Genomic DNA, 12629 nt, shown 5'->3' with positions numbered 1-12629 from the left:
AACGTGACTACTGTAGGTGGCAAATATTGACAACTCAACTTACTGAAAACACCAATTGACTTTTTATATTCGCTCATTGATTTTTTCTGGTGGTAATGACGAGACATTGGCACCGGACTCGCTGCGGCCTGTGAGACAATCTGGCCCGCCCACCGGCCCCGACCAACCTGCCGGCAGACCCCAGACAAGAGGACCGCATGCCCCGTGACGCCGCGCCCGCCCAGGGCCAGCCCGCGCCAGAACTGACCGCCAGCCCCTGGACCGATCTCGACGAGGCCGGCAACGGCCTGACTGTCGACAATTTCCTGACCACCATGCTGAGCCAGCTGGTGACCGCGCTGCGCAGCACCGTCACCAAGCCCTACGCCGAGCAGTTCGGCCTGACCGTGCCGGAGTGGCGCATCCTGGCGCTGCTGGCGCATGCGAAAGAACTGCCCTTCTCCGAGCTGGTCACGCAATCGACCTCGGACAAGGCGCTGGTCAGCCGCACGCTGCGGCTGCTGGAAGACCGCGGGCTGGTACGCCTGACTTCGGCCGGCAACACGCCGCGCAAGAAGCTGATCTGCGCCATCACCGAGGCCGGCTCGACGCTGCACGACCAGGTGATGCCGCTGGCACGCAAGGGCCAGGCAGAAGTGATCCGGATGCTGTCGCCGCAGGAAAGGGAGGCGGTTTATCAGGGGCTGCGCAAGCTGCTGCGGGCGCAGGGATAGCGCAGCGCCAGGTCGCACAGCAAAAGAAAAAGGCCGCCCCGGATCCCGGCGCGGCCTTCAAAGATAAACGGGACAAGCACGCGCCCGTTCAGACCTCCAGTTCCTCCAGCACCTGCCCCTTGGTCTCGATGCCGAAGAAGTGAACGGTGACGGCTGCCAGCGCGGGCACCACGGCCAGCGCGAAGAACGCCACGTTGAGGGTGCCGTTGCCGATGGTGCCGGCGATCAGCGTCGGCGCGAAGATCGCGGCCAGTTTCAGCCAGGCGCCGCCCAGGCCGCAGCCCATCGCGCGCACGCTGGTCGGGTACAGCTCGGGCGTATAGACATAGGCGGTGATAAAGCCGCTGGCCAAAAAGCCCATCGCCAGCGCGCAGAAGGTCGCCACCACATACACCGACGCGGCGTGGAACACGCCGGCCAGCACCAGCGACAGCGCGCACAGCAGGAACGACACGTTGATCACCGGCTTGCGGCCGACCTTGTCGACGATCATCGCGCACACCAGCGAGCCGACCACGCCCAGCACCGAGGCGCCCGCGGCCAGGTTCAGCGCCAGCTGCAGCGGCGCGTGGTAGACGGTCTTGTAGACCGTGGGCAGCCAGGTCGACAGGCCGTACTGGATAAAGCCGCAGGTTGCCCACAGCATCCACACCGCGATCGTGCGGCCCAGGTAGGCCTTGCTGACCAGGTCGCGCACGCGCCGGCGCGGATGCTGGGTCATGCGGTCATAGGCGCTGGCATTCTGCGGCGGCGGCAGCGGTCCCCTGGCGCGTGCCTCGAACGCACGCAGCGCCGCGTCGGCTTCTTCCAGGCGGCCCTTCTCGGCCAGCCAGCGCGGCGATTCCGGGATCACGCGCTTCAGGATGAAGAACAGCACCAGCGGCACGCCGCCGATGAAGTACATCACCTCCCAGCCGTAGTGCGGCACCAGCCAGGCGCCGACGCCGTTGGACACCATCAGGCCGATCGGGAACACCACCTCGTACAGCAGCACGAAGCGGCCGCGGCCATGCGCGCGTGTGACTTCATTGATATAGGTGGCGGCCACCGGCAGCTCGCCGCCCAGGCCCAGGCCCTGCACGATGCGCAGCAGCAGGAAGATCTCGAACGACGGCGCGAAGCCGCAGGCAATGCTCATCAGGCCGATGATGCCCGCGCTCCAGCCGATCGAGCGCAGCCGGCCGAAGCGCTCGGCCAGCCCCGGGAACAGCAGCGCGCCGACCAGCTGGCCGACCGACGGCGCGGCGATCAGGACCCCGATCTGCGCCGGCGTCAGCGACCATTGCGCGATCAGCAGCGGCAGCGTGGCGGCAATGGCGATGACATCGAAGCCGTCGAAGAAGGTGGCCAGGCCGATCAGCAGCCGGGCGCGGATATGCATGGCGTTGCCCGGCATGCGTTCAATGCGGGCGACGATGTTGCCGCGCGTGACCGGGCCGCTGCGGGCAGCCGCAGCGCTTTGGCCGGCGCTGTCGGCCGTGGTCACGATACCTGCGGTGGCGGCCACCGGTGCGCCGGGGGACGCTGCGTCTTGTCTCTGTGTGAACACGGTACTTCTCGGTTTGATTCTTCGGGGGTTGCTCCCCTCTCCCGCTTGCGGGAGAGGGGTTTGGGGAGAGGGCAGGCGCTGCAGGCGGCATACGCCCGGCTTGCCCGGCGGCCTTGGATGAGGAAATCGGGACCTGGCAACGCGCTGGCTGCGGCCAGCGCTGGCCCTCTCCCCCGCCCCTCTCCCGCGCGCGGGAGAGGGGCGAAAACACTCTCGGAACGAGCAATCGCGAATTACAAGTCCAGCACCAGCTTGCTGCCCTTGCACCCGGACACGCATACCATCATGGTCTTGTTGCTGGCGCGCTCGCTGTTGCTCAGCACGCTGTCGCGGTGGTCCGGGCAGCCTTCCAGCACGGCGGTTTCGCACGAGCCGCACACGCCTTCGCGGCAGCTGTACTCGACCTCCACGCCGGAATCGAGCAGCGCATCGAGCAGCGACTTGCCCGACGGCACCTTGACCAGCGAGCCGGTGCGCGACAGCTGCACCACGTATTCGCCCTCCTGCACCGCCTCGGTCGACGGGTCGGCGGCAAAGCGCTCGATATGGACATTGGGGTAGGCATGCGCCTCGCATGCGGCCTCGAACGCATTCAGCATCGGGCCCGGGCCGCAGCAATAGAAATGCGTCTGCGCGTCCTGTCCGCCCAGCATCGCCTTCAGGTCCGGCGGCGCGCCCGCTTCGTCGTCGAAGTGGAAGCGCACCGCATCGCCATAGGCCGACAGCGGTTCGACGAATGCCGCCTCGGCGCGCGAACGGGCGCAGTAGATCAGCGTGAACGACTTGCCCAGCTCCGCCAGCCGGCGCGCCATGCAGACGATCGGCGTGACGCCGATGCCGCCGGCCACCAGCACGGTATGCGCGGCGCTCTCGTCCAGCTCGAAGTTGTTGCGCGGCGCACCCACCGTCAGCGTGGCACCCACGCGCAGCTGCTCATGCACGTAGCGCGAGCCGCCGCGGCTGCCGCGGTCCAGCAGCACGCCCACGGTGTAGCGGTTGCGCGCTTCCGGCGCGCCGCACAGCGAGTAGCTGCGCACCAGGCCATTGCCCAGGTGCAGGTCGATATGGGCGCCCGGGCTGTACTCGGGCAGGGTCTTGCCTTCGGGATCTTGGAGTTCGATGCTGACCACGCCGCGCGCTTCAAAACGCATGGCCTGGACGCGCAGGGTCAGGGACTGGTGGGCACTCATTGCTGCTTCCTTCTGTCGCGCTTCTCTCTCTTACCGCTTCTCGGTCAGGAACTTGCCTGCCGGGCCGCCTGCGTTCTTCTGGCGGCGGGTGTTGCCGTCGATGCCGCCCTCGATCGCCCATTCGGCGAACATGGTCGGACCCGGCTCGAAGGCGCGCGGCTCCCAGTGCTCGTCGAGCTGGTCTTCATCGGCGTAGTATTCGATCAGGCCGCCGGCCGGGTTCTTGAAGTACCAGAAGTAGGCCGAGGAAATCGGATGCCGGCCCGGGCCGAGCTGCGTGTCCCAGCCCTTGCGCGAGACATGCATGCCGCCGCCGAAGACTTCATGGATGTCGCGCACGGTGAAGGCGACGTGGTTCAGGCCGCTCTTCGGTTCCGGCAGCTGTAGCAGGAACAGGTCGTGGTGGCCGCCATCCGCGGTGCAGCGCAGGAACGCGCCGCGGTCCGGGTAGCGGTCCGACGGCACGAAGCCGAACTTCTCCACATAGAACTGCTCGGTGGCCTTGACGTCCTTCACGAAGAACACCACGTGGCCGACTTCGATCGGCGTGGCGTGGTCGTAGATCGGGCTGCGCTGGTTCAGGCGCGGCTTGTCGTTCCACGTATTCATCAGCGCGCATTCGACCTGCACGTCATGCTTGCGCGTGACCTGGAAGCGCACCGCCAGGCCGTTCGGGTCGGTGCAGCCGATGCGCAGCGTGGCGCCTTCGCCTTGCTTCACGAAGCCCGGCGCATCGGCGATCGCGTCAGCCAGATGGTCGAGCGATGCCTGCGACTCGACGCCCCACACCACTTCGCGCAGCGTCGGGCCGGCCTCGATCGCAGGCGGCAGCGAAGCATCGTCGATGCGGCGCACCAGCACGCGGCAGCCGTTCAGCGTTTCGAAGTCCAGGCCCTGCGCGTCATCGCGCTTGATGGCCAGGCCCCAGTCCGAGAAAAAGCCACGGCAGGCGTCAAAGTCATCCGCGCCGTAGACGATCTCGTCGATTCCCAATACCTTGATCATTGCTTCTCTCCTGCCTGCCGGGCTCAGTGGCTGGCCCACGGCAGCGGTTGTTCGTTCAGGCCCCAGTACACGCTTTTCTGCTCCATGTACTGCAGGATGCCCAGCCGTCCCTTCTCGCGGCCCAGGCCGCTGTCGCGCCAGCCGCCGAACGGCGTCGAGATCGAGAACTGCTTGTAGGTGTTGATCCACACATTGCCCGCCTGCACCGCACGGGCCACGCGCCAGGCGCGCTTGTAGTCGCGCGTCCAGATGCCGGCGGCCAGCGCGTAGACGCTGTCGTTGGCCTGTCCGATCAGGTCGTCCTCGTCGTCGAACGGGATCGCCACCAGCACCGGCCCGAAAATCTCTTCCTGGCAGATGCGGGCGTTGTTATCCAGGCCTTCGATGATGGTGGGCGTGTAGAAGTAGCCGTTGGGCAGGCCGGCCACGTCGGGACGCACGCCGCCGGTGCGCAGCTGGCCGCCTTCGTGCACGCCGGTCGCGACGTACGATTCGATGCTGTCGCGGTGGCGGTCGGTGATCAGGGGGCCCATCTGGGTACGTTCATCGGCGGGGTCGCCAACGCGCAGGTGCGAAGCGGCGGCCGCCAGGCGGTCGATGAACGGCTCATACTGCGAACGCGCGACGAACAGGCGCGAGCCGGCGATGCACGACTCGCCCGACGAGCTGAAAATGCCGTACAGCACGCCGTTGACCGCGTGGTCGAGGTCCGCGTCGTCGAACACCATGGTCGGCGACTTGCCGCCCAGCTCCAGCGACACCGGCATCATCTTGTCGGCGGCGATATGCGCGATGTGCTTGCCGGTGGTAGTGCCGCCGGTGAACGACACGCGCCGCACCAGCGGATGCTTGGTGATGGCATCACCGATCACCGAGCCCTTGCCCGGCAGCACGCTGATCAGGCCCTTGGGCACGCCGGCTTCTTCGCAAATGCGCGCCAGTTCCAGTGCCATCAGCGGCGTGACTTCGGCCGGCTTGACCACCACGGCATTGCCGGCGGCGAGCGCGGGGGCCATCTTCTGCGCCTCGCTGGCGATCGGCGAGTTCCACGGCGTGATCGCCGCGACCACGCCCATCGGCTCGTAGACGCTCATGGTCAGGCAGTCGCCGCGCTGCGGCGTGATGGTTTCTTCCAGCGTTTCGCAGGCGGCGGCAAAGAACTGGAAGGTGCCGGCTGCGCTGGCGACCAGGGCGCGCGTTTCGCTGATGGGCTTGCCGTTGTCCAGGCGCTGCCGTTGTGCCAGCGGCTCGGCTTGTGCGCGGATCAGTTCGGCCACGCGGTACAGCACAGCGGCACGCTCGTGCGGCTTGCGCTGGGCCCAGCCGCTGGTAAGGAAGGCATGGTGCGCGCCCTGCACGGCTTCTTCCACGTCAGCCGGGCTGGCGGCATTCAGTTCTGCGACGACCTCGCCGGTCGCCGGATAGCGCGTGCCGTAGCGGTCGCCCGTGCCGAGGCGCCATTCGCCGGCGATGCAGATGGGGAGGACTTCTTGTGGGTTCATGTCGTTGCCTGCTAAGTCTGTGGGGCGTGGCTGCCGGAACTAGATCGATACCGCATGCGCGCGGTTGCCCAGCGCCCGCACCACGCTGAACACCGTCAGCGCCGACGTCTTCGGATTCGCCGCCAGCGGCTTGCCCCGCATCGTCAGCTCGAACCCGCCAAACGCCCCGCGCGCTTCCACGTGATGCACGTTCTCCACCGCATGCGGATCGGCCAGCAGCTTCACCGCAGTGCGATCCAGCCCGAGGCCGGCCAGCGACACCGTGGCGGCGACGTTGGCGTTCTTCGGGTACAGGCGCGCGGCGTCGCGCGCCGTGCCTTCGAAGATCACCGTCGCCTCGGTCAGCGCATCCAGGTCGAACAGCTTCTCGGCCGGGGTGCCAGCCCAGGCGCGCGCCGGCTTGCGGCCGGTGTAGATCACTTCATCCAGCCCGCCGACGCGCGCCGCGGCCAGCGCGTCGATGGCGCCGATGGCACCGGACAGCAGCTGCACCTGCGTGCCGCCACGGCGTGCCGCCGCTTCCAGCCGCTCGGCCATGCCGGGCTCGGACAGCGCGCCCACCGACACCACCATGCACGGGATGCCGCGCTCCAGCGCCGGCACGATGTGCTCTTCCAGCGCATGGTGGCCGGCGCACTCGACCAGCAGGTCGGGGCGCTGGTCGTCAAGGTGCGTGGCCACGCGGGCGCTGGGCGCCAGCGCGGACAGCGCGCCGCGGGCCTCGTCCATCGCGCTCTCGGGCACGATCACCACGTCGAAGGCGACGTCGGGATCGCTCTTGAGCAGCTCAAGCACGCCCCGGCCGATCGCACCGCACCCAATCATGGACACATGCAGCATTTTTCTGCTCTCCTCAGGCGCTGACGGTGGCCTGTTCCGAAGCCGGGGTTTCCTTGTTCACCGGCGGGCCGGCAAACACGGTCTTGAAGCTGCCGATCGACAGCATGTCGATTTCCAGCAGGAACGGGCCGGGCTCCACCGTGGCCTGCTCCAGCGCGGCGCCGACTTCGGCCAGGCTGCTGACGCGCGCATGGCGCAGCGACAGCGACCTGGCCAGCGCGGCGTAGTCGGGCGTATGCAGGTCGACGTAGTGGCGGCGGCCGCCGTACTGCGCGTCCTGGATGTTCTTGATCACGCCGTAGCCCTTGTCGTTCATCAGCACGATGACCATGTCGGCACGTTCCTGCACGGCAGTCGCCAGCTCACCCAGGTTCAGGATGAAGCCGCCGTCGCCGGCCAGCGTGAAGGTCTTCTTGCCCGACGCGGTGGCCGCCGCGCCGATCGCGGCGCCGATGCCCATGGCCAGGCCCTGGCCAATGCCGCCGCCCAGCGCATGCACGCCGGCGCGCGAGTCGAAGATGCGCAGTTCGCGATTGCCCCAGGTGCTGTTCGACACGGTCACGTCGCGCACCCAGTTGAAGTTGCGGCCGACTGCGCCTTGCAGCGCCTGCACCAGTGCCGAGTACGGGCCCAGGCCATCGACCAGGCCGTTGACGGCGACGTCATGCGCGCGGCGCAGGTCGGCGGCGAAGGCCGGATCGACATTCATGCGCTTTTCGAGCCGGTCTGCGAGCGCGTCCAGCGCCAGCGCGGCATCGCCGCTGACAAAGTAATCGCTCTGGTAGCAGCGGCCTTCGGCGGCGGGATCGGCGTCGATGCGCAGCAGCGGGCGCGGCAGCTTCAGTTCGTACTTCAGCGTTTCATTGCCGCGCAGGCGCGAGCCCACCACCAGCATCGCGTCGCAGGTCTGGTAAAAGGCCTCGACCGGCTTGTGCAGGTTGTAGGCGCCCAGCGAGCGCGGATCGTCTTCCGCCACGATGCCGCGGCCTTGCGTGCTGGTGACCACGCCGAAGCCCAGGTCCAGCAGGCGCTGCACCTGCTTGCTGGCGTGGCGGGCACCGCCGCCCAGCCACAGCAGCGGGCGTTTGGCATTCACCAGGCGCTCGGCCAGCGCGTCCAGCGCGTGCGCCGACGGCACATGCTTAGGCACCGGCAGCGGCTGCAGGTCGGCCGGCAGGTCGATCAGCGCGGCCTGTATGTCGATGGGGATCTCCACGCTGACCGGGCCGGTCGGCGCCGTCAGCGCGGTCTGCACCGCCAGCTTGATGGTGCTGATCGCGGTGTCGGCGCTGCGGATGCGGAAGGCGGCCTTCGACACGGCCTTCAGCATGGTGAGCTGGTCCGGCGCTTCGTGGATGTAGGCCAGGTTCTGGTCCAGGTACGGCGTCTCGATCTGGCCGGTGATATGCAGCATCGGCGTGCCGGCGGTCAGCGCTTCGACCATGGCGCCGGCGGCATTGCCCGCGGCGGTGCCGGTGCTGGTCAGGCACACGCCCAGGCCGCCGGTGGTGCGGGCGTAGGCGTCGGCCATGTTGGTGCCGCCCGCTTCGCCGCGTGCCGGCACGAAGCGGATGTGGCCGCGCTCGCCCATGGCGTCGAGGATCGGCATGTTGTGGATCGAGATCACGCCGAACGCGGCCTTGACCCCGCACTGCTCGAGAAACGCCGTGATGGCGCAGCCGACGGTGACCTGCTGTTGTTCGTACTGGTGTTGATTAGGCATGACGGGAGTGTCCTCCGGAGATATCGATATGGCTGCCCGTGGTGTACGAAGACAACGGCGAGGCAAGGAACAGGATGGCGCGGGCTGCCTCGACGGGCAGGCCCAGGCGGCCAAGGGGAATATGTTTCTGCTGGGCCAGGCGCGCGGTCCACGCGGCCCAGTCCAGGTGGCGGTCTGCTTCAGGACGCGCCTCGAAGCGGCGGCGCCACTGGCCCGATTCGACCAGCCCGATCAGGATGCCGTTGACGCGGACACCCTTGGGCGCGAACTCGGTGGCCATCGAGCGCACCAGGTTCAGCACGCCGGCGCGCGCGGCGGAGGTCGCCACCATGTGCGGCTCGGGCTGTTGCGCCAGCAGCGAGTTGACGCAGACGATCGCGCCCTGGCCCGACTTCTCCAGCTGCGGCAGGAAGGCGCGCGTCGGGTGGATCACCGAGAAGAACTTGAGCTGCAGTTCGTCCATCCAGGCCGCGTCTTCGGTATTGGCGAAGGTGGACACGCGGCCCTGGCCGGCGTTGTTGACCAGCATGTCGACATTGCCGAGCTTCTGCTGCACGTCGGCCGCGAAGGCGGCGACCTGTTCCGGCTTGAGCACGTCGCAGGTGGCGGCATGGAGCCGGCACCCGGGGAATTTCTCGCGCAACTGCGCTTCGGCGCTGCGCAGGCGGGCTTCGTCGCGGCCGCACATGGCGACGGCGGCGCCCGCTTCGAGCAGCAGTTCGACGGTCGCCAGCCCGATGCCGGAGGACCCGCCGGTAACGACGGCAACCTTGCCGCCGAGTTCAATCATGGACATTGTCCTCACTCCCGATACAGATTCACGACCTTGCCGGCGCTGTGCAGCGACAGCCGGTAGTCAAGCAGGCGCGACAGCTCGCCCGCTGTGCTCCTCACCTTCTCCACCATCGCGTCCAGCTGTTCCGGATCGATATGCGCAGCGGGGATGGTGGCGCCCAGCGCCGCCACCACCTTGCCGGTGCGGTCGCGCACCGGCGCGGCAATGGTCGAGATGCTCGATTCGAAAAAGCCTTCCTGCAGCACGTAGCCACGCTCGCGGTCGCGCTGGACGATGGCAAAGAGCGCATCGACCGTGCGCGGCGTGCTGTCTGAGAACACTTCCAGCTGCGCCTCCGGATACAGCGCGTGCAGTTCCGCCAGCGGCAGGTCTTCCAGCAGCACCCGGCCCAGCACCGTGGCATGCGCGGGCAGCCGCGTGCCGACGTTGACCGAGCTGGCGAAGGGCCGCGGCGACACCGCCTTGGCCACGTAGACGATCGAACGCCCGTCGCGCACCACCAGGTTGGTCGGATAGCCGATCTCGTCGCGCAGCCGCTCCAGCAGCGGGCGGCCCAGTTCGGTCAGCTCCAGCGACGCCAGGTACTCGAACCCCAGCCGCAGCACCGCCATGCCCAGCCGGAAATCGCGGCCGCCATCGGCGCGCTCGACAAAACCCAGCATTTCCAGCGTGGCCAGCAGGCGGAACACGGTGGAGCGCGGCACCTTCAGGCGGCGCGCCAGTTCGGCGGCCGACATGGTGCGGTCCTTGCTGCTGAACTCGCCGAGCAGGCGCAGCCCGCGCTCCAGGCCCGGGACGATGTACTTGTCCGGGGTTTCGTTGGCGGCTGGCGTCGTCGGGATGGCGTTGGTGCTCATGGTCAGTGCGTGCGAACAGGCCGATGGCGCATCAGCGCTTGATCTTCGCGAGCGGGTGCTCGGGCGGGTAGGTCGGCGTGACCGGCTTCTTGGCGCCGAGCATCACGCACATCAGCGCGTCTTCCTCGCCGATATTGATTTCCTCGCGATACACGCCCGGCGGCACCGAGACCAGGTCGCGGTCGGTCAGGACGGTCTCGAAGCGCTCGCCATCCTTTTCCAGGATCAGCTTGATCTTGCCGCGCAGGACGAAGAACACCTCTTCCACGTCGGTGTGGATATGCGACGGGCCTTCATGGCCGGCCGGGATGATCATGGTGGAGAAGGTGAAGTGCTCCGACGGCACGGTGTTGGTGTCCGCGGCCACGCCGGTGCCGCCGGTGCCCAGGTAGCGCATCTGCGCGCGGCGGTACTTGGGGTCGTAGTCGGCCTGGAACTTCAGCGCGTCCCAGTCGTACTTGCGCGTGGAGAAGCGCGCCACGCGGCTTTCCATCCACTGGTCGAACGAGGCGCCGTCCGGCTGGTCCCAGGAACGCTTGATGTTTTGCTGTTGGGAAAGATCGCTCATTTGGATTCCTTCGGTTTTCTTCAGTGGATTTCGGATCAATGCATGACAAAGCCGCCGTTGACCGCCAGCGTCTGGCCGGTCACGAAACGGGCAAGGTCGGACAGTGCGAACAGCACCGCGCCGCAGACATCGTCGGGCAGCTGCTCGCGCGAGATCGCGCGTTGCTCGCGGTACAGGTCGTGCCGGTGCTGGGGCACGTACTCGGTGGCTTCCACCAGCGTCAGGCCCGGGGCCACCGCGTTGACAGTGATCTGGTCGCGGCCCAGCTCGCGCGCCAGCGAACGGGTCATGCCGATGATGGCGCTCTTGCTGGCCACATAGGCGAGCAGGTTGGGCGCGCCCCACAGCGGCGTGTCCGAGGCCAGGTTGACCACCGCGCCACGGCCGCTGGCGCGCAGCGCCGGCAGGCAGGCGGAAGTCATCAGCCAGGTGCCGCGCACGTTGACATTCATCACGCGGTCCCAGGTGGCGATGTCGATGGCGCTGGCATCGCGGCCGCCCGAGTCGGTCACGGCGGCGTTGTTGACCAGCCCGTCGAGGCCGCCCAGTGCCTTCACCGCGGCATCGGCGCAAGCCTGCACCGAGGCGGGGTCCGACAGGTCCAGCAGGACCGGCACCACCTTCAGGCCGCGGGCGCGCAGCGCATCGGCTTCCTGCTGCAGGCGTTCGGCCAGGATGTCGGCCATGGCCACGCTGGCGCCGGCTTCCGCCAGCGACTTCGCGAAGGCCAGCCCGAGGCCGCGTGCGGCGCCGGTGACCAGCACCTTGCGGCCGGCCAGCAGAGCGTTGTTGGTGATGGCCTCAGGCATGGCTGGCGGCTCCGGCGGCTTGCGTGGGCTTGAGCATCGCCACCGGCTCGTCGGCGATTTCCTGGTCGGCGCGGCGCTTCAGCAGACGGCGCACGCGCGTGATGCCGGCGTCGTGCTGGTACAGCATCTCGTGGTCGCGTGCGTTGGGGGCCATCATTTCCAGCACCACGCGGTCCTGCTCCAGCACGTCCCAGTGCAGCTGCTCCAGGCGGTTGCGATACAGGAAGCGCCACACGTCGCGCTCCCAGCCCTGCACGTGGCGGGTGCGCCAGAAGAACACCATGCAGTGGTCTTCATCCACCGGCGTGGCCATGCCGACGATGCCGAACGGGCCGCCGGGGCCGACCTTGGCGCGGTACGGGATCGCCAGGCGCAGCCACAGCGTGCCGGTCTCGCCGAACTCCACCCAGTCGAAGTTGACGCCGCGCTGGCCGGTCTTCTCGAACACCAGGCCGTGCTCGGTCTCGCGGATCTGCATCACGGCGGACTTCTCGCCGGATGCCATCGAGTGCGACACCGCGTGCAGGTAGGCGCCGTGCATCGGGTCCATCACGTTGTCGATGGCGTAGCGGTAATTGCAGTCCCAGTGCGCCACGCACAGGAAGTTGCTGTGTTCTTCGCTGACCAGTTCTTCCGGCAGGCGCAGCTCGTCGGGGCTGCCTTCGCCCTGCGGGGCCTGGTCGCCGAACCACAGGAAGATCGCGCCGGCCTTTTCCTGCACCGGGTAGCTGCGCACGCAGGTGCGGCCTTCCAGCGGGCAGCTTTCCACCGCCGGCACGCTCTTGACCTGGCCGTCGCCGCCGACTTCCACGCCGTGGTACCAGCAGGCGACGCGGTCGCCCAGGTTCCAGCCCATCGACAGGCGCGCGCCGCGATGCGGGCAGCGGTCTTCCAGCGCGTGGACCTGGCCGGCGCCGTCGCGCCACAGCACGATGTTCTGGCTCAGGCGGGTGATGCCGATCGGGGCATGGCTCACCGCCCACGAGGCGGCGACCGGGTACCAGTAGTTGCGCAGGCCGGTGTTCAGGCGGGCTTCGGCGCGGGCTTGCTTGTTCGATTCCATGTTGTTCTCGCTAT

The 12629-nt window shown here is 68.0% G+C and carries 12 protein-coding genes; 1 reads left to right on the top strand and 11 read right to left on the bottom strand.

Annotation, left to right across the window (positions count from 1 at the left end):
- Positions 1-197 precede the first annotated feature (197 nt).
- A complete protein-coding gene (locus E0W60_RS08565) occupies positions 198-713 on the top strand; it encodes a MarR family winged helix-turn-helix transcriptional regulator (RefSeq protein WP_133094912.1) in 516 nt (171 codons plus the stop codon).
- A gap of 88 nt (positions 714-801) precedes the next feature.
- Here the strand turns inward: E0W60_RS08565 and E0W60_RS08560 are convergent, their stop codons facing one another.
- From E0W60_RS08560 to E0W60_RS08510, 11 genes are all read right to left on the bottom strand, one after another.
- Positions 802-2220 (bottom strand): MFS transporter, encoded by a 1419-nt coding sequence (locus tag E0W60_RS08560; RefSeq protein WP_135704011.1) that lies wholly within the window; start codon positions 2218-2220, stop codon positions 802-804.
- 275 nt (positions 2221-2495) lie between these two features.
- Positions 2496-3452, bottom strand: a complete 957-nt coding sequence (locus tag E0W60_RS08555; RefSeq protein ID WP_133094911.1) for a PDR/VanB family oxidoreductase — start codon at positions 3450-3452, stop codon at positions 2496-2498.
- Positions 3453-3482: 30 nt separating this feature from the next.
- Entirely contained in the window at positions 3483-4457 is a 975-nt protein-coding gene (locus E0W60_RS08550; protein ID WP_135703657.1) for a VOC family protein, read from the bottom strand.
- Positions 4458-4480: 23 nt separating this feature from the next.
- Positions 4481-5959: an aldehyde dehydrogenase gene (locus E0W60_RS08545; RefSeq protein WP_135703656.1), complete on the bottom strand. Its 1479-nt coding sequence runs from the start codon at positions 5957-5959 to the stop codon at positions 4481-4483.
- 39 nt (positions 5960-5998) lie between these two features.
- On the bottom strand, positions 5999-6799 hold the full coding sequence (locus tag E0W60_RS08540; protein ID WP_135703655.1) for an aspartate dehydrogenase: 801 nt from the start codon (positions 6797-6799) through the stop codon (positions 5999-6001).
- Positions 6800-6812: 13 nt separating this feature from the next.
- Positions 6813-8522 (bottom strand): thiamine pyrophosphate-binding protein, encoded by a 1710-nt coding sequence (locus E0W60_RS08535; protein WP_135703654.1) that lies wholly within the window; start codon positions 8520-8522, stop codon positions 6813-6815.
- Positions 8515-9318 carry an SDR family oxidoreductase gene (locus E0W60_RS08530; protein WP_135703653.1) on the bottom strand — a complete coding sequence of 268 codons (804 nt, stop codon included), beginning with the start codon at positions 9316-9318 and terminating at the stop codon, positions 8515-8517. The genes E0W60_RS08535 and E0W60_RS08530 overlap by 8 nt, the downstream gene beginning before the upstream one ends.
- Before the next feature lie 5 nt (positions 9319-9323).
- On the bottom strand, positions 9324-10175 hold the full coding sequence (locus tag E0W60_RS08525; RefSeq protein WP_133094905.1) for an IclR family transcriptional regulator: 852 nt from the start codon (positions 10173-10175) through the stop codon (positions 9324-9326).
- A gap of 31 nt (positions 10176-10206) precedes the next feature.
- Positions 10207-10743: a cupin domain-containing protein gene (locus E0W60_RS08520; RefSeq protein ID WP_133094904.1), complete on the bottom strand. Its 537-nt coding sequence runs from the start codon at positions 10741-10743 to the stop codon at positions 10207-10209.
- A gap of 35 nt (positions 10744-10778) precedes the next feature.
- Positions 10779-11552 (bottom strand): SDR family oxidoreductase, encoded by a 774-nt coding sequence (locus E0W60_RS08515; RefSeq protein ID WP_135703652.1) that lies wholly within the window; start codon positions 11550-11552, stop codon positions 10779-10781.
- Positions 11545-12615 carry an aromatic ring-hydroxylating oxygenase subunit alpha gene (locus E0W60_RS08510; protein ID WP_133094902.1) on the bottom strand — a complete coding sequence of 357 codons (1071 nt, stop codon included), beginning with the start codon at positions 12613-12615 and terminating at the stop codon, positions 11545-11547. The genes E0W60_RS08515 and E0W60_RS08510 overlap by 8 nt, the downstream gene beginning before the upstream one ends.
- Positions 12616-12629 lie beyond the last annotated feature (14 nt).

Source organism: Cupriavidus oxalaticus, assembly GCF_004768545.1.
GTDB lineage: Bacteria > Pseudomonadota > Gammaproteobacteria > Burkholderiales > Burkholderiaceae > Cupriavidus > Cupriavidus oxalaticus_A.
The sequence above is the reverse complement of the archived record's forward strand: the minus strand, read 5'-3'. Positions and strand labels throughout refer to the sequence as shown.

Bases quoted from the DNA above. Each gene is read 5' to 3' on its own strand.
- E0W60_RS08550 (WP_135703657.1), bottom strand. From the start codon at position 4,457: ATGATCAAGGTATTGGGAATCGACGAGATCGTCTACGGCGCGGATGAC.
- E0W60_RS08515 (WP_135703652.1), bottom strand. From the start codon at position 11,552: ATGCCTGAGGCCATCACCAACAACGCTCTGCTGGCCGGCCGCAAGGTG.
- E0W60_RS08540 (WP_135703655.1), bottom strand. From the start codon at position 6,799: ATGCTGCATGTGTCCATGATTGGGTGCGGTGCGATCGGCCGGGGCGTG.
- E0W60_RS08535 (WP_135703654.1), bottom strand. From the start codon at position 8,522: ATGCCTAATCAACACCAGTACGAACAACAGCAGGTCACCGTCGGCTGC.
- E0W60_RS08555 (WP_133094911.1), bottom strand. From the start codon at position 3,452: ATGAGTGCCCACCAGTCCCTGACCCTGCGCGTCCAGGCCATGCGTTTT.
- E0W60_RS08510 (WP_133094902.1), bottom strand. From the start codon at position 12,615: ATGGAATCGAACAAGCAAGCCCGCGCCGAAGCCCGCCTGAACACCGGC.
- E0W60_RS08525 (WP_133094905.1), bottom strand. From the start codon at position 10,175: ATGAGCACCAACGCCATCCCGACGACGCCAGCCGCCAACGAAACCCCG.
- E0W60_RS08530 (WP_135703653.1), bottom strand. From the start codon at position 9,318: ATGTCCATGATTGAACTCGGCGGCAAGGTTGCCGTCGTTACCGGCGGG.
- E0W60_RS08520 (WP_133094904.1), bottom strand. From the start codon at position 10,743: ATGAGCGATCTTTCCCAACAGCAAAACATCAAGCGTTCCTGGGACCAG.
- E0W60_RS08545 (WP_135703656.1), bottom strand. From the start codon at position 5,959: ATGAACCCACAAGAAGTCCTCCCCATCTGCATCGCCGGCGAATGGCGC.
- E0W60_RS08565 (WP_133094912.1), top strand. From the start codon at position 198: ATGCCCCGTGACGCCGCGCCCGCCCAGGGCCAGCCCGCGCCAGAACTG.